This is a genomic window from Streptococcus suis (assembly GCA_002831545.1).
GTDB lineage: Bacteria > Bacillota > Bacilli > Lactobacillales > Streptococcaceae > Streptococcus > Streptococcus suis_P.
The window spans coordinates 1,526,342-1,543,194 of sequence record CP025095.1; the positions used below are offsets into that span (position 1 = coordinate 1,526,342).

The 16,853-nt window shown below is 40.4% G+C and carries 17 protein-coding genes; 5 read left to right on the plus strand and 12 right to left on the minus strand.

Features of this window, described 5'->3' with window-relative positions; translation table 11 throughout:
* The 6 genes from CWM22_07500 to CWM22_07525 all read right to left on the minus strand — a co-directional run bounded on the left by CWM22_07500 (position 1) and on the right by CWM22_07525 (position 6,491).
* Positions 1–2,445, minus strand: coding sequence for a formate C-acetyltransferase/glycerol dehydratase family glycyl radical enzyme (locus tag CWM22_07500; protein ID AUC91743.1), 2,445 nt, complete (start codon positions 2,443–2,445; stop codon positions 1–3).
* A gap of 151 nt (positions 2,446–2,596) precedes the next feature.
* On the minus strand, positions 2,597–3,898 hold the full coding sequence (locus CWM22_07505) for a PTS sugar transporter subunit IIC (protein AUC91744.1): 1,302 nt from the start codon (positions 3,896–3,898) through the stop codon (positions 2,597–2,599).
* A gap of 12 nt (positions 3,899–3,910) precedes the next feature.
* Positions 3,911–4,216 (minus strand): PTS sugar transporter subunit IIB, encoded by a 306-nt coding sequence (locus CWM22_07510; protein ID AUC91745.1) that lies wholly within the window; start codon positions 4,214–4,216, stop codon positions 3,911–3,913.
* 32 nt (positions 4,217–4,248) lie between these two features.
* On the minus strand, positions 4,249–4,572 hold the full coding sequence (locus tag CWM22_07515) for a PTS lactose/cellobiose transporter subunit IIA (protein ID AUC91746.1): 324 nt from the start codon (positions 4,570–4,572) through the stop codon (positions 4,249–4,251).
* 191 nt (positions 4,573–4,763) lie between these two features.
* The gene (locus tag CWM22_07520) at positions 4,764–5,735 is read right to left on the minus strand and encodes a DNA-binding transcriptional regulator (GenBank protein AUC91747.1); all 972 of its coding nucleotides are present in this window, start codon (positions 5,733–5,735) and stop codon (positions 4,764–4,766) included.
* Between the two features lie 12 nt (positions 5,736–5,747).
* On the minus strand, positions 5,748–6,491 hold the full coding sequence (locus tag CWM22_07525) for a DeoR/GlpR transcriptional regulator (GenBank protein ID AUC91748.1): 744 nt from the start codon (positions 6,489–6,491) through the stop codon (positions 5,748–5,750).
* Positions 6,492–6,622: 131 nt separating this feature from the next.
* On the opposite strand from CWM22_07525, the gene CWM22_07530 reads away from it, so the two are divergent.
* Positions 6,623–7,399: a glycyl-radical enzyme activating protein gene (locus tag CWM22_07530; GenBank protein ID AUC91749.1), complete on the plus strand. Its 777-nt coding sequence runs from the start codon at positions 6,623–6,625 to the stop codon at positions 7,397–7,399.
* A gap of 875 nt (positions 7,400–8,274) precedes the next feature.
* On the opposite strand, the gene CWM22_07535 is transcribed toward CWM22_07530, so the two are convergent.
* The 5 genes from CWM22_07535 to CWM22_07555 form a co-directional block, all read right to left on the minus strand.
* Positions 8,275–8,562 carry a DUF1905 domain-containing protein gene (locus tag CWM22_07535; GenBank protein AUC91750.1) on the minus strand — a complete coding sequence of 96 codons (288 nt, stop codon included), beginning with the start codon at positions 8,560–8,562 and terminating at the stop codon, positions 8,275–8,277.
* Between the two features lie 8 nt (positions 8,563–8,570).
* Complete coding sequence (locus tag CWM22_07540; protein AUC91751.1) at positions 8,571–9,224, minus strand: DNA alkylation repair protein; 654 nt, start codon at positions 9,222–9,224, stop codon at positions 8,571–8,573.
* Positions 9,214–9,723, minus strand: a complete 510-nt coding sequence (locus CWM22_07545) for an N-acetyltransferase (protein ID AUC91752.1) — start codon at positions 9,721–9,723, stop codon at positions 9,214–9,216. The genes CWM22_07540 and CWM22_07545 overlap by 11 nt, the downstream gene beginning before the upstream one ends.
* On the minus strand, positions 9,724–10,341 hold the full coding sequence (locus tag CWM22_07550; GenBank protein AUC91753.1) for a DUF5052 domain-containing protein: 618 nt from the start codon (positions 10,339–10,341) through the stop codon (positions 9,724–9,726).
* A 76-nt stretch (positions 10,342–10,417) separates the two neighbouring features.
* Positions 10,418–11,734 (minus strand): pyridine nucleotide-disulfide oxidoreductase, encoded by a 1,317-nt coding sequence (locus CWM22_07555; GenBank protein ID AUC91754.1) that lies wholly within the window; start codon positions 11,732–11,734, stop codon positions 10,418–10,420.
* Positions 11,735–11,950: 216 nt separating this feature from the next.
* Between CWM22_07555 and CWM22_07560 the strand changes: the two genes are divergently transcribed.
* Positions 11,951–12,760, plus strand: a complete 810-nt coding sequence (locus CWM22_07560; GenBank protein ID AUC91755.1) for a PrsW family intramembrane metalloprotease — start codon at positions 11,951–11,953, stop codon at positions 12,758–12,760.
* Between the two features lie 39 nt (positions 12,761–12,799).
* Here CWM22_07560 and CWM22_07565 read toward each other — a convergent pair whose 3' ends face one another.
* A complete protein-coding gene (locus tag CWM22_07565; protein AUC91756.1) occupies positions 12,800–14,470 on the minus strand; it encodes a formate--tetrahydrofolate ligase in 1,671 nt (556 codons plus the stop codon).
* A gap of 497 nt (positions 14,471–14,967) precedes the next feature.
* Here CWM22_07565 and CWM22_07570 point away from each other — a divergent pair, with 497 nt between their 5' ends.
* The 3 genes from CWM22_07570 to CWM22_07580 are packed head-to-tail and all read left to right on the plus strand — an operon-like array spanning position 14,968 to position 16,766.
* Positions 14,968–15,669: a phosphopantothenate--cysteine ligase gene (locus CWM22_07570; GenBank protein AUC91757.1), complete on the plus strand. Its 702-nt coding sequence runs from the start codon at positions 14,968–14,970 to the stop codon at positions 15,667–15,669.
* The gene (coaC, locus tag CWM22_07575) at positions 15,662–16,210 is read left to right on the plus strand and encodes a phosphopantothenoylcysteine decarboxylase (protein AUC91758.1); all 549 of its coding nucleotides are present in this window, start codon (positions 15,662–15,664) and stop codon (positions 16,208–16,210) included. The genes CWM22_07570 and coaC overlap by 8 nt, the downstream gene beginning before the upstream one ends.
* On the plus strand, positions 16,197–16,766 hold the full coding sequence (locus CWM22_07580) for an ECF transporter S component (GenBank protein ID AUC91759.1): 570 nt from the start codon (positions 16,197–16,199) through the stop codon (positions 16,764–16,766). Before coaC ends, CWM22_07580 begins: the two co-directional genes overlap by 14 nt.
* Positions 16,767–16,853 lie beyond the last annotated feature (87 nt).

Here is a 16,853-nt window from a genome sequence, read left to right on the forward strand (position 1 = left end):
TTACAATGTATGTTCTGTACGACCAATGATGTCGTCTTGTGTTGCTCTCGACAATACATTGAAGAATGCTGAATAACCTGCTACACGGACAATCAAATCACGGTGTTTTTCAGGATGTAGTTGTGCATCAATCAAGGTTTCTCGAGAGACAACATTGTACTGAATATGATAGCCATGCAAGCGGTTAAAGAATGTCCGCAAGAGGGCAATTAATTTTTGTTTGTCTTCTTCTTTGGCAAGTGTTTGTGGATTGACCTTCTGATTGAGTAGAACGCCTCCAACAATTTCATGTGTTGGTAATTTGGTAACTGATTTCAAAACGGATGTCGGTCCATTTTTATCCATATTATGTGATGGAGAACAACCTTCTGCCAACGGTGTGCCTGCATTGCGACCGTCTGGAGTTGCCAACGTACCACGCCCCTGTCCAACATTGGCTGAAATGGATGATGTACCTGAATAACGGATACCACCAATCGGACCACGACCAAAGCGAGTATTGGGGTACTTGGCAATTTCATCCACATAAATGTTGTAAGCATCTGTCACCAACTGGTCGGCATAATCATCATCGTTACCATATTTTGGTGCATCTTCAATCAACATTTCCTGGATTTCTTTACCACGCTCCCCAGCATAGTCTGTTTCTAATGCATGCCATAATTCTTCTGGAGTCAATCGTCCTTCTTCAAAGACTAATTTTTTGATTGCTGCTAGAGAATCAGATAAATTGGCAATGCCAACCTGCAGACCAGAAATGTAATCGTAAATCGCTCCACCTTCTTTCAGGTGCTTGCCACGACCGATACAGTCATCTGTCAGAGCTGAGCAGAGAATGTCTGGTACTTCTCTTTCTAAAGCAATGTCAATTGCATTTTCAACGACGACACTCATCCGTGTTAGATGACGAAGTGTCTTTTCCCATGCCGTTTCAAGCTCTTCAAAGGATTTCATATCTTTGAAGTGACCAAAGGCTGGTGCAAACCGTTTGCCTGATGCAGGATCGATACCATCATTCATGGTAATCAATAAAACTTTCGGGAAGTTCATATAGCTCATACCTGTACAACGGTATCCCCATTTACCAGGAACAGCCGTTTCTACACAGCCAATCGCACTGTAGTCATAGGCATCTTCTTCCAAGACACCTTTCTCGATAAAGGATGGAATGATAATTTCATCGTTGTTAAAGGCAGGCATACCGAAACCAAGTTTCATGACTTCGATACATTCATTCATGAAGCGAGCATCTAGGCCTGCATGATAGCGAACAGTCAAGTTTGGCTGTGGCAGGTGTGTTTGGGCAACAGATTTCAATACTAAGTAAGAAAGTGGATTGACAGCATCCTTCTTATCACGTGTTTGTCCACCAATGGTTACATTTTGGTATAGTGGACTACCAGCAGATGAGAAGGTATGTGATTGACTACGAACCTTGTTGATAGTAATGGTCTTAATCCACAAGTTAGTCAAGCGTTCGACGATGCTGTCTTCCGTTTCACGTCCTGCTTCTAAATCAGCTTTTACATACGGATACATGTATTGGTCGAAACGTCCATAGGATAGAGAATGTCCATTCGACTCGATTTGCAAGATACACTGGATAAACCAGACAGATTGCACTGCCTCTGCAAATGTTTCAGCAGGTTCATACGGCACCTTCGCACAAATCCGTGCAATCTCCAGTAGTTCTTGACGGCGTTGAGCTGTTGGTGCTTTCTCTGCCAATTCAGTAGCCAAGGCGACAAAACGATCTGCGTATGCTTTCACCGCATCAATGATGATAAAGATTGAATCATAGAAATGGTACTTATCAATACTTGCAGGATCCGTCAAATCAAGCTTAGCCTTTGCTGCACGAACTCGCTCCTCAAAACCACGCAAACCTTGTTCCAATACCTTTTGGTAATTGACAGCCAAGTGGGCATCGCCAGAGTTCATCTTACCTTCCATACCAAAGAAGCCAGTTGCCATATAAACTTGAACTTCATCTGGAAGCAAGACACCTGCACGTGAACGAAGATTATTCTTTTCCCAGAATGGAGCGATGCTGCGCAACTGCTCCTTAGTTTCCTCGGTAATATAGAAGACATCCCCATCCCGCTTTTCGAATAAATCCAATTCATTCAATACAAACTCCAAGGTATATTCTGGGAAGATGGGAGCATCTTTATTTGAAGAAGCTTGGTTACCTGCAATCAGACTTTCTTCTTCAATATAAAGCGTCATGTTCTCCAATATTTCCTTGAGCATATAGGCCCTTTTTAATACATTGGGCTTCTCTCTATGTTCTTGATAGGCTTTTGTTGCTAAAACAGCCCGTTCCGCGTCAATATAGGGCTTCTTATCAAGGACATCTTCTCTGTATTTGTTCATCCGATTAGTCAGACTTCCAAAATACTCAGTTTTAATGCTAGTGCCAGCTACTTCAGTCACTGTTTTCATAGTTTTACCCTTTCTTTCGAAACTTAATTTTGTTTCGTTTGTAAATTAAGTATATCCTGTAATAGGGGTTATTGTCAATTGATGCTAGTGAGCGCTAAGATTTCCGAAGCCAGCTGCACATTTGTGCAACTCTTTTGTCTGACATCATTGACTAAACTGGTTCTTTCATTTCACTTTCATAGGCAATCTTATCTTGGATTTTGAAGAATGGGAAATAAACAATAGTTGAGACAGCTAAAATAATGATTTGAACAACTGCACCTTGCCAACCACCCACCATAAAACCAGAAATGATTGCTGGAGTAGACCAGGGTAGGGTCACACCTGAAAATGGTTGCATAAAGCCTATTGAGATTGCACCGTAGACAATGAAAGCCGCTAAGATCGGTACCAAGACAAATGGTAAGAACATAACAGGATTCATCACAATTGGAAAACCAAAGACGACTGGTTCATTTACGTTAAAGAGTGCAGGAAAGGCCGCTACCTTACCAAGAGCCTTATATTGTTTTGATTTAGCGGCAAATAGCATTGCAAAAACAATACCGAAGGTAATACCTGAACCTGACATAATCAAGAAACTATCTAAGAATTGTTGGGTCACGATGTGGGCGCCATTTTCCAGAGACAATTTATCTGCTGCTAAAAGGGCCTTATTGGCATCGAGGTTTGACAATAGTAAAGCAGTAACGACACCATTGACAACTGACTGGCCATGTACACCAAACCACCAGAGGAAGGAAATGAAGAAAGCAATTCCAATCGCACCTGGTAATGAACCAGTCAAACCTTGTAGTGGCACTTGAATCACATCGTAAATCATTTCAATGAATGTACCACCGTTTGTCGCCATCTTGGAAACAATATAAACAATCATAGATAGCAAAAAGATAACAAAAGCTGGAATCATAGCTTCAAACTGCTTGGCAATTGCTTGCGGTACTTGTTCAGGCATCTTGATAACAATATGACGCTGAATAAAAGTCGTATAGATAGCGCCCACTACCAAACCAATAATAATCGCACCGATAATTCCTTGACCACCAAACCATACTTTTGCGATGGCATCACCGATTGGTTCTCCATCAACTGGAATATAAGATGATTTCAAGAGGATAAAGAATGAAGACAAGGACAGTACGCCCGCAGGGAGAGGCTCAACTCCACTATTTTTGGCGTAAGAATAGCCGATCGCAAAACAAGAAATCAAGCCCATAATTGCAAAGGTTCCGCTATAGACTTGCATAAACGGTTCAGTCCATTCCGCTCCAAATATAGAAGCTATTGCAGCATTTAAGCCTTCAAAAGGCAATTGCCCCAAAATTAAGAAAATACTACCAACTACTGTTAAAGGCAAGATAGCCAACATACCATCTTTTAGAGCGATGATCCCTTTCATATTCACAAATTTCATGATTGGGACAATAATTTTTTGTGTATCAATTTTGGACATGACCATACTCCTTTATGAAACCATGCTGAGTGCCAATTGAAGAACTTTTTCCCCGTCCAACATCCCGTAGTCTGCCATTGGAATCACGGCAATAGGGACTTGCTTTTCATCACAGAGCGCTTTTGACTTATCAAGCGTATATGCTACTTGTGGTCCCAATAAAGCTACATCAATTTCGTCAAGGTAATCTGCAATTTTCCCTTGAGAATGCGCGTCGATTTCTACTTCGACACCTGCGTCTGCTGCTGCAATCTTCATGTTGTTTACCAACATGCCTGTAGAAAAACCAGCGGCACAAAATAGAGCGATTTTAACCATTTCGGTTTCCTCCTAAATATAATTTTTTTGTTTTAGCCAACTTTTTTTAGTTCTTTCCGCAAATCAATGATTTCTTTAATCAAATTGATTTCTGTAATAGATGTCATCAAATGATCTTGCGAATGGACAAATAGTGCTGTAATATCAGATTTTGCTCCCCCAGCTTCCTGTGCTAAGAATTTTGTCTGCATATTGTGAGCTTCTAATAATGCTGCATCTGCCAATTCTAATTCCTCTTCTGCTCGCTCTTCTTCACCTGCTTTGACTAGCGACAAAGCTTGGTAGGCGTGACTTTTCGCATCTCCAGCATAAATAATCAATCCCATGATCAATTGATCTGCAATAATCATTTCCATTTCTTTTTCCTCCAATTTGTTTTGTTTGTAAGTTATTATATTTCTTTCGTAAGTAAATCATATCATTTTCTCTTTATAGCGTAAATATATTTATAGAACATTTTCTGTTTTAATTTATTTTTGCACTTTTGTGCATATTTGAGGATAAAAAAATACTTCAACCACCTTTAAGCGATTGAAGTATTCTCTTGCTAATTTGTATGGACGTACTCATCATTATCCAGTTCTAAAACTTTTACGATGGTTCGTTCATCTGTTACCAGATGATGAATGTAGCCAGCTCGCAATACAGCTAAAATGGCTTGGGCCTTTTCCTCCCCGTATGCAAGAGCTATGGTATCTGGAACTTCTTTTAAATCATCTAAAGAGATGGCAATGGTCCTCTTTTGCAAATCCTCAACGACAGCTTGACCGTATTGATTCAGACCACGACAGCAGGTTTCACCGACTGCACCTTCATCTGACAAGGCTTGAAAATCAGCCGTCGTCAACATATCTAGCCATTGACGATTTTTTTCATCGACTCGGCCGCCAATACCGATTGCTGCTACATCTAAGTCCTTCCAGTCAGCACGTAGCTCCTCGAAATATTTAGAAGAAAGAATACCTTGAGCGAGTTCTTGATTCTCCTGAATAATCGTCGCATTGATAAAACTACATTCTCCACGAAATTTATTGGCCATATCGTAAATCAGAGTATTCACATGATAACGTGCGTGGATATGACTTGGACCGCCAGCTATTGGAACAAATTTGACACCTTTCATACGATGATTCCCTATCTTATCTACAATAAGACTGAGGCTTCTCCCCCATGAAAAACCAACTTTCTTTCCATCATCAATTAGATTGGTAAGCATATCGGCTGCAGCCTGTGCCAGACGATTTTCTAAATCAAGCTGGTCCTCATCGGTGCTGTTTTCAACCAGTTCTAAACCTTTTAATCCATATTTTTCTTGAACATATTTTTCAAGTCGGTATAGGCGCCTATCAAAATCTTGAATTTCTATTTTTACAATGCCTTCTGACTTAGCCTTGGTCAACATTCTACTGACCGTCGTTCTATAAATTCCTGTCTCAGCAGCAATCTCAGCTTGGCTTTTCCCCTCTTCGTAATAAAGATAGGCTATTTTTGCCAACTGCCTTCTTTTTTCTTGCTTCATACTGCTCCCAACCTAAACTAGCCTTACTGTGACTCTAGCATTTTCTAATTCTTTGACAAGATCTTCAGAAATCGACGTATCTGTAATGACCTGAGTAACTTGACTTAAACCAAATCTGCGTACTGTCCCTCGTTTTGTAAATTTACTAGAATCTGTTAGCACAATCATGTTTTCAGCAACATCAGACATGTACTGTACTACTTCGCTTCGCATTAAGTTTTTACCTGTAAAACCATGCTCGCTATCATAGCCATCAGTTCCTACAAAAGCCTTATCAACATGGAAAAACTGAATCATTTTATGTAAGAGCGGCCCAACTGTTACTTGGGAATCTTTTTGAAACTCACCACCCAATAAAATAATCTGACAGCTATCATATTGTCGCACATAATTGGCTATAAAATAAGAATTTGTTATGACGGTCACATTTCTCTTGGTTTTGCAAATTTCTTCTGCCAAGAGAGCACAAGTTGACCCAGACTCTATCATAATCGTTTCATTGTCGGCAATAAGATTTGCTGCTTCTTTTGCAATTCGTTTTTTTACGTCATAGCGAAAGGACATTCGAATATTGAGGTCATCGCCACTATTTAGAACAGCATAGCCGTGTTCTCTACGTAATAAACCTTTTGATTCTAACTTATCCAAATCTTTACGGATGGTTACCTTAGAAACGTCCAATTGCTCCGCCAAACTATTGACATCTATTTTTTCATGTTGTGATACCAGTTGTATAATTTTATCTAATCGTTCCATTTCATCACCTCATCATTATTCTATCAAATTTTGACTCTTTTTCAACTATTTGCAACTTTTCAACTTACGTTCGTAATTGTAAAACTTTCTTTTGTGTGATAAAATCAAATTAATCGAAAAGGAGAAAGAGCATGAATACACGAAAAGGCATTATTTTTAACATTCAACATTTTTCACTCCATGACGGTCCAGGTATACGTACGACGGTTTTCTTGAAAGGCTGCCCCCTACGTTGTCCTTGGTGTGCAAATCCAGAATCTCAAAAACGAAAACCTGAACCCATGCTTGATGCTATTAGTAAAAAAATGACCATCATGGGAGAAGAAAAATCTGTTGATGACATCATATCCGAAGTCATGAAAGACATTGATTTTTACGAAGAATCTGGTGGTGGGCTCACGCTGTCTGGCGGAGAAATTTTTGCCCAATATGAGTTTGCGAAAGCTATTCTTATGGAGGCAAAAAGACACGGCCTTCATACCGCTATTGAAACCACCGCTTTCGTAGAACACCGCAAATTTGTTGACCTTATCCAATACGTTGACTTTATCTATACTGATTTAAAACATTACAATACAATTTCTCATAGAAAAGTCACCGGCATCAACAATAACCTTATCATACAAAATATCCAATACGCCTTTTCCATCGGGAAAGAAATCGTCCTACGTATCCCTGTTATCCCTGACTTTAATAATTCCCTCGAAGATGCTGAACAATTCGCCCGTCTCTTTAATCAACTCAAGATTGACAAAGTTCAACTACTCCCCTTCCATCAATTTGGAGAAAATAAGTATAAGCTTCTCAATCGAACCTATGCTATGACCGATGTCAAGGCTCTCCATCCAGAAGATTTAAAAGACTATCAAGCAATCTTCATCAAACATAATATCAACTGTTATTTCTAACTTTGAGAAATACAAAAACTTCCTCGGCTGAGCCAATAGCATTCCTATAGAAATCACATACTGAAATGGGAGTGGGAAAGAACTCGACTAAGTCAAAAAGAGTTCGTCAACAAGTCCTTATTTCCAGTTGTTGAGCTGAAACAGTCTATCCCCAGACTGTTTCACTCCCACCCCGCACAGCTCAAAAGGTTCGGTGAACCTTTTGAGGTTGGAAATAGAGCAAACTTTGTTCGCAACAGTCGTAATGGCCAGATTTGGAGTGTAAAACACGAATTGCTGAGATTTGCTTCACAAATCCTATCTCCAACCTTTAACAGTCCACTGGACTGTTAAAGCCAATCAACCACTGCGCTGAGATGTTGACATGAACACTGAGAAGTGGGCAGGGCTTTTTGCCCAGTCTCACTTAGTGTGCAAAAAAAGCCCACCTAAAAGGTGGGCAAGGGCATCGTTTCCGATGAGGTTAGAAGGTTCACAGCATCTAACCAAGGTCCGCTCCTGCGTTTCAATTAAATGAAGACCTCCCTAGCGTCGAAGGGAGTGGGAAAGAACTCAACTTGTCAACCAAGAGTTCGTCAACAAGTCCTTATTTCCAGTTGTTGAGCTGAAACAGTCTATCCCCAGACTGTTTCACTCCCACCCCGCATAGCTCAAAAGGTTCAGTGAACCTTTTGAGGTTGGAAATAGAGCAAACTTTGTTCGCAACAGTCGTAATGGTCAGATTTAGAGTATAAAATACGAACAAATCTGCCAATCAACCACTGCGCTGAGATGTTGACACGAACTCTTAGAAGTGTGCTGAACCTTAATCCCACCACTACTCGGCTCATCGCATGAACCTATTCTACCATAATCTAAAAAATTTGCAAGTCACACTAATCCAAGCGTTCTTGAATAGTCACCTGAACTCTATCACCAGCCTGTTTTCCAATAGCCGCTCGAATAGCCTTTTGAACGCCAATAATATAACAGATATTGCCTGCTTCATCCTTAATTCCCATATTGACGATTGAACCATCATAAAGATGTTCATCAAAAGTCGCATGTACCTTTACTCTGCCTTTTCCAAATTCCTCTCGTATATCATAGGGAAAAATAACGTAGGCTCCGCCCTTATCTGGTACTGGATGAATGACTGCTTCAAATTCATATACTTTAGACAAAATTCCTCCTAGATGTACTTACTGGCTTCACGAATGGACAAGCTTGCCATTTGTGAGCTGTACTTGGCAAGAAAAACTCGTACCCATTCAGGATTGGTCTTGGAATAATCCCGCAAACTCCAGCCAATCGCCTTATTGATGAAAAATTCAGTCTGATGAAGATTATTGACCAAGATTGTCTCCAGCAACTCTGTATCTGTCTTTTCTTTTTGCAAGAGTTGGTGGTCAATGGCAATCCGTCTCAACCAGAAATCACCATCCAAACTCCATTCCAAGATTGTCTGTTTGGATTCTGGATTGTCCAAAACAATCTTACCAACTAGCTTGTCCAGTCCATCAATACTATCCCACCATGACTTTGTTTGGGCTAGTTTTTTCAAACGGGGCAGGTCGGCTAAAACCAAGTCTTTTTTCTTGGTGACCAGATAATCAATGGCGATATATTGAAATTCACGGTAGGGCTTAGACCAGCAAGCCTCTACAAACTCCCAGTCAATGCCCTGAGACTTAAATTCTTTGAAAAATTGCCTAGCAACTTTTCGGCGGTCAGGAGTTCGCACACCCAGAAAGTCAAAATTGTTTTTCATATAAGCCTTCATAGGCTGGGCCTGACTGGCATCCGCCACAGCCAACAAACGTTTTTCTAATTCTTCAATCTTCATCATTCTCACCTACAAGAGATTTTTGGAGCCAGACAATATCATGCCAGCTATCAAATTTATAACCAACTTTTTTGAAATGAGCTACCTGTTTATAGCCCCTCTTCTCATGGAGTGCTATAGAGGCCGGGTTTGGTAGGGCGATACAGGCTAAGAAATTTTTAAAACCACGCGCTGTCAGTTCCCTTTCCAAAGCATTGTAGAGAAGAGTTCCGATTCCTTTTCCACGTGCCTCTCTACTAACATAAACAGACAATTCAACTGTCCAATCGTAAGCAGCACGGGCATAATATGTTGAAGCATAGGCATAACCCACAACTTTACCTTCTTCTACTGCGACCAGATAGGGAAACTTCTCCAAGGTCTTTTCAATTCGACTTGCAAAGGCTTCCACAGTCGGTACTTCTGTTTCAAAGGTAATAGCGGTCTTTTCTACATAAGGAGCATAAATTGCCACAAGGTCTGCCGCATCCTCTGTCCTTGCGGAACGAATGTCTATCATTTAGTTCTCCAATAATTCTCTATCATAAATTGTATAATCACAGCGGTATATAATCAACCGCTTGCCATCAATTAAGAGTTCAGAAGTCTTAGGTGCATCAGATGCATAAAGAGACACTTTATCACCTACATAAGTAGCAAGCGGGGTTCCATTTTGCGAACGAATTAAAACAACCTTAGCCTTACCAGTAAAATCATTTTTTAAGCTAGAAACCATCCGATTGACCAAAGGAATAGAATGATCATAGTTGGCAATATCTACAGTCGATTGATACTTGGCAAATAAATCCTCCAAGCCCTCTTCTGCCGCGATCAAAGATGAGCCGACATGGTCAATTTCATAATTACCAAGTGTCACCTTCAAAACAGACGAATCCGCATTAGAATAACCTTCGGCATCCACTGAGTCGAATTCTTCATTCCGCGAAATCGATAAGGACTTACCAGACATTTCATCTATTAACTGAGAATTCTCATCAAATGTCCGAACTGTCATTTCCAAGCCAATCCATTCTTCCTTGGTATTCTTCCACCAATTTGAAATTGATTGACAAGCAGACAAGGTGACTAGGCTGGTTACTAATACAGCACCAAGTGCTAACTTTTTATTCCATTTCATATAAAACCTCCAATGGTTGATACTTTATTGTAACATGGAAGAAGAAAAACCGCCCTATTGGACGGTTATTACACTATTAAAAATTAAAGACATCATTCAAATTCTCAGCCATTGTCGGATGGGTGAAGATTTGTGTTTTGAAGTAGGTATATGGGATTTTATTATCAATAGCCATAGCAATCAAGTTAATCAACTCTTCTGAGTTTCGACCAAAGAGAGTTGCTCCAAGAACCAGTTTGCTTTCCTTATCCACGACAACCTTGAAGATACCTTTGAGGTCGTTATTGACATGGGCACGTGGCATATTGGCAACAGGCAATTCATTGGCAATATAGTCGTAACCTGCTTCCTTGGCTTCCTTCTCGGTCAGACCTACACGAGAAAGCACAGGCGTGATAAAGACGCTGGTTGGAATAGACTTACGTTGGCTCAAGCTGTAAGTTCCAGTTCCAGTCAACTTACCGAAAACGATACGGAAGTCGTCTAGGGATGTGTAAGTGAATTGTGGACCGCCATTGACATCGCCCACTGCGTAGACACCTGGAACAGTGGTTTCACAGTAGTCATCCACCTTAACAGCACCATTTTCCAAACGCTCAATCGCCGTATGTTCCAAGCCCAAGTCAGCGGTGTTTGGCACACGACCTGTCGCATAGAGGACAGCATCGAAGATTGCCGTTTCACCATTGACTGTCACAGCAACTTGATCACCTGCTGCTACCACTTGTTTGATGTTTGCTCCGAGCACGAAAGACACGCCAGCTTCTTCCATATACTCCTTGGCTAACTTAGCGACTACTTCCTCTTCTCTTGGTAAAATAGCAGAGCTGGCTTCATATACTGTCACCTGACTACCGAGTTTGCTGTAAAGTCCAGCAAATTCAAGTCCAATGTTACCACCACCGATAATTGCCAACTTGTCAGGACGGGTTTCCAAGTTCTGAATGCCTGTACTATCATAAACGTGAGCTGTATCCAACAAACCTGGAATTGGAAGCACGCGCGACTTAGCACCTGTATTGATGACAATAGTTTCCGCAGTCAGTTGGATCGACTCTTCACCGGCCGACACTTCAACGACTTTGTCCGCAACAAAACGTGCGTGACCTTGATAAAGATTGGCACCGCTGCCTTTCAAGACTGCCTCGTTTTTGTTTCGCAGACGAGTGGTGACTGTTTCCTTTTGCTCCATTACCTGCTCAAAAGTCCAGTTTTTATCTGCCGCAACCAAGAGGGTCTTGGTCGGAATACAGCCAATGTTGATACAAGTCCCGCCAAACATAGCTGGATTTTCCTCAACCAAAGCTACCTTTTTACCAGCTGCTGAAAGCTTACCTGCCAAGGTCTTACCAGCCTTTCCAAAACCGATAACTAACAAATCAAATTGTTCCATAAGATACTCCTTTTGTATGTTTCAACCCTAGTCTATCAAAAAAGAAAATTTTTGGCACAATTCTGCTACGGCCTATTATGGAGTCCTAGTTGCAGGAAAAAACATTACAATAACTGAGAAGGTTTAGATAAAAAATAGGTGAATAATAGACGAAATGTACTTATTTTTGATACAATGTATCCATACACCAGTTTATTAATACAGAAAGGTAAAACTATGAAAGAAAAATTTCAAATGTGTAAAACCTATCTTCCAGTCGTCTTAGCAACGATTGGATTTGTCAACGGTTGCAAAATTATCTTTGGAGAATTAGGTAAGCCAAATGGCATGGAAGCTAAATATCCTCTCTTTCTCCTAACCATTTCCTTGGTTGCTATTTACATCATCCCCCTACTAGTACTGACATATTCCTTAGCTAAACGCTATAACATCTCCAAACAAGTTATAGGGCTTAGCTGGCTTTTAGGCTTAACAAGTAGCATCTCTTTTTCTGAACTGGGACATACAGCTATTGGATATTTCCTGCTCGAAATCGTTAAAGCTAGTAATAATTTCCTAAATGACTGGGGCGCAGCTATTTCAGGTCCATTGGCAGAAGAAATCGGGAAAGGGCTAACTGTTCTACTTGTACTGCTTATTTGTAGAAAAATGACACTAAAAAATGCATTGGTAAGCGGAGTGATTGTTGGATTAGGTTTCCAAATCATGGAAGACGTCACCTTTGTTTTTAGAGACATGTTCATGAATAAATTAGACGGCTTTGAAACCATTCTTGAACGCGTTGGTCAAGCTGGTTGGGCCCATTGGGTTTTCACGCTTCTCTTTGCCATTGGCTTAGTAGCCCTTCTCACGAAAAATACAGGTATGTCAAAAGCACAGGGAGTATTTTGGATTGGTGCAAGCTTTGGAATCCATTTTCTCTTTAATTCACCATTCAACACAGGTATCTTCCAGACGGTGTTTCCTATCTTGAGTATTTTACTTGGCTTACTTGCCTATCAAACAGTTGAGAAACTATCTGAATAGACAAAAAATCCGCCTTTGAGCGGATTTTTTATATTCTTGTTAGAACAAGCCGATAGCTGTCCCATCTGCCGCCACATCCATGTTGAGAGCTGCGGGAGCTTTTGGCAAACCAGGCATGGTCATGACATCACCTGTTAAGGCAACGATGAAGCCTGCTCCTAATTTTGGAACAAATTCACGGACTGTAATGTCAAAGTCTGTCGGCGCTCCAAGGGCAAACTGATCATCTGAGAAACTGTACTGGGTCTTGGCCATGCAGACTGGCAACTTGTCCCAACCATTCTTAGCAAATTCAGCCAGCTGGTTACGAGCTTTCTTCTCGAAAACCACACCTGAGCCACCATAAATCTGCGTAACAATCTTGGTTACTTTTTCTTCCAAGCTATCGTCTGCCTTGTAAAGTCGTTGGTAGTTGGCTGCTTGATTTTCAGTAGTAGCCACAACTGTTTCAGCCAATTCAACGCCACCATCAGCGCCATTTGCCCATACACTAGCCAATTCAACAGGTACACCAATTTCAGCGCAAAGTTCTTTCAACGCGGCAATTTCATCAGCTGTATCTGATACAAATTCATTGATAGCAACGACTGCTGGAATACCGTATTTCTGAATATTTTCAACGTGACGCTTCAAGTTAGAAAAACCAGCTTTCACTGCCTCTACATTTTCAGCAGAAAGTTCTGTCTTGGCTACACCACCGTGCATTTTAAGCGCACGCAGGGTTGCTACAATCACCACAGCATCAGGAGCCTTAGGCAGGTTCGGCACCTTAATGTCAAGGAACTTCTCTGCTCCAAGGTCAGCACCAAATCCTGCTTCTGTGACAGTATAGTCGGCCAAACGCAGAGCTGTTGTGGTAGCGAGGACTGAGTTGCAGCCGTGGGCGATGTTAGCAAATGGACCTCCGTGGACAAAGGCTGGCGTGCCATAGATGGTTTGGACAAGGTTTGGTTTAATAGCATCCTTCAAAATGAGGGTCAAAGCACCTTCCACCGCCAAATCACGCACATAGACAGGACTGCGATCGAAACGATAACCGATAACAATATTTGCCAAACGTTCTTTCAAGTCATCGATGTCTGTTGCCAAGCATAAAATCGCCATGATTTCAGAAGCTACGGTAATATCGAATCCATCTTCACGTGGAATACCATTAAGCGGTCCGCCCAAGCCAACTGTTACTTTACGCAAAGCACGATCGTTGAGGTCCACAACACGTTTCCAGATAATACGACGTTGATCAATGCCAATCACATTCCCCTGATGGATATGGTTATCAATCAAGGCTGAAAGGGCGTTGTTTGCTGTGGTAATGGCATGCATGTCGCCTGTAAAATGCAAATTGATGTCTTCCATAGGCAAGACCTGAGCATAGCCACCACCTGCAGCTCCACCTTTGATCCCCATGACAGGTCCCAAAGAAGGCTCACGGAGAGCAATCATGGTTTTCTTGCCAATTTTAGACAAGGCATCTGCCAAACCGATAGTAATAGTCGACTTGCCTTCACCAGCTGGCGTTGGGTTGATAGCTGTCACCAAGATCAATTTCCCTGGCGCATTGTCTTTCACCGCATTAATTTTATCAAAGGACAATTTTGCCTTGTATTTTCCATAAAGTTCAATATCATCAAAGCTGATACCAACTTTTTCAACGATTTCTGTGATTGGTTTCAAGGTTACACTTTGTGCAATTTCAATATCTGTTTTCATGAGAGCTCCTAAATTCCTTATTTTTTATGGACATTATACCATACCACAGCTTATTTTCGCATATTTTTTACTATTTATGCACTAACGTACGGAATTTTCAGAAAAACTACAGGTTTCTTTACTTAAACAGATACAAATTTTTAAAAACTGCATTCTCATCATAGCTATACACTTCCATCTAAGACTAGTTTTAGTTAGTTTTTTCAAAAGAGAGTCAGTATTCCTTTAAAAATTGCCTTGATGAGCAAGCAAACGACCGCTTGCATAAAGCACTTCACTTATATAGTCTTTTAGTTTACTTTTAGTACGAGGCAATGAGCCGCAGGCATAACTGAAGTTAGGCAAGGCGAGTTAACGAAGTAATAAAAGAAAAACTAAATGACGATAATACAGGCCCTTATATTTTTGTGTGTTAGCAGCATCATTTTCCAGTGTCACAGATTGATTAGCAAATCGATTAGTGCAAACTTTACGAAAAATAGAAATTCTAGTAAAATATGAACATGAAACTATTGATTACATCAGGCGGAACAAGCGAAGCTATCGATCAAGTCCGCGCTATTACAAACCATGCTTCTGGAAATCTTGGAAAAATCATTGCCGAACAAGCCTTGAAACGCGGTCATGAAGTTACTCTTGTGACTACAAGACAGGCTGTTAAACCAAATTCTCAGAAGAATTTAACCATTATCGAAATTACAAATGTTGATAGTTTGAAAGAAACATTAGAACCTTTAGTCAAATCACATCAGGCTCTGATTCATAGCATGGCTGTATCCGATTATACACCTGTTTATATGACTGGCTTAGATGAAATAAGAGCAACTGAAGACATTTCTAGTCTACTAAAAAAACAGAATACAGAAAGTAAGATTTCATCCAAGGATGACTACCAAGTTCTTTTCTTGAAAAAAACTCCCAAGGTCATTTCCTATGTAAAAAAATGGAATCCAGCTATCACACTCTTTGGCTTCAAACTATTGGTTAATGTTCCTAAGGAGGAATTATTTGCCGTAGCTCGCCAAAGCATTGAACGAAATGGCGCTGATTATATACTTGCTAATGACTTGAAGGATATTGGAGAAAATCAACACATTGCCTATTTGGTTGATAAAACAAGGGAGATTCAAGCACAGACAAAAGATGAAATTGCTCAGCTCATTTTAAATACCCTAGAAAAAGGAGAACAAAATGGCTAATATCACACTTGCCGTTACTGGCTCTATTTCAGCCTACAAAGCAGCTGACCTAACTAGCCAATTGACCAAGCTCGGTCATCAGGTTACAGTCCTCATGAGTCGCTCTGCTATGGACTTCATCACACCTTTGACTCTCCAATCCTTGTCGAAAAATCTGGTTCACACAGATGTCATGATTGAAGAAAATCCTACTCTTATCAAGCATATCGATATTGCCAAAGAAACAGACTTATTTTTACTTGCCCCTGCTTCTGCCAATACGATAGCTAAATTAGCTAATGGTATGGCTGACAACATTATTACGGCAACAGCTCTGGCTCTGCCAATTGGTACTAAAAAGCTGCTGGCACCTGCTATGAATACTAACATGTACCTCAATCCTGCTACCCAGAAAAATCTCAAAACCCTCATAGAGTATGGTTTTGAGGAAATCAAACCGCGTGAAGCCCTGCTTGCTTGTGGAGATTTTGGAACTGGGGCCTTGGCTGAGGTAACTGATATTTTAGAGAAAGTGAGTAACACCCTTGATGAAAAAAAATAAATCAACTCAAATTGCTACAATTGCAATCTTCTTTGCTGTCATGATTGTCATCAATATATTGAGTTCAATTATTTTTAATATATTGCCTGTTCCAATAAAACCCACCATCGTACATATCCCAGTCATTATTGCTTCTATTATATACGGGCCACGTGTTGGGGCTTGTTTGGGGGCTCTCATGGGCTTAATGAGTATGATCCATAATACTATTATCTTACTACCAACCAGCTATCTTTTCTCCCCATTTGTTGAAAATGGTAATGTTTATTCAATCATCATTGCAGTTGTCCCACGTATATTAGTCGGGATTACACCTTATTTCGTCTACAAATGGATAAAAAATCGTAAAGGATTATTTATTGCTGGTGCAATTGGTTCAATGACCAATACTATTTTTGTACTTGGAGGTATTTTCTTCCTCTTCTCCTCTGTCTTTGATGGTAATATTCAAGCAATGTTAGCAACCGTTTTAGGTACCAATTCAATTGCAGAAATGATCATTTCTTCTGTATTAACTGCAGCGCTTGTTCCAACTTTACAGAAAATTCAAAAATAAATATCAGAAAATCATGTGAAAGCGTGATTTTTCTTTTCAAACATGGTATAATGAAAGCGTTTAATAGAAAAAATTTTTAAGGAGATA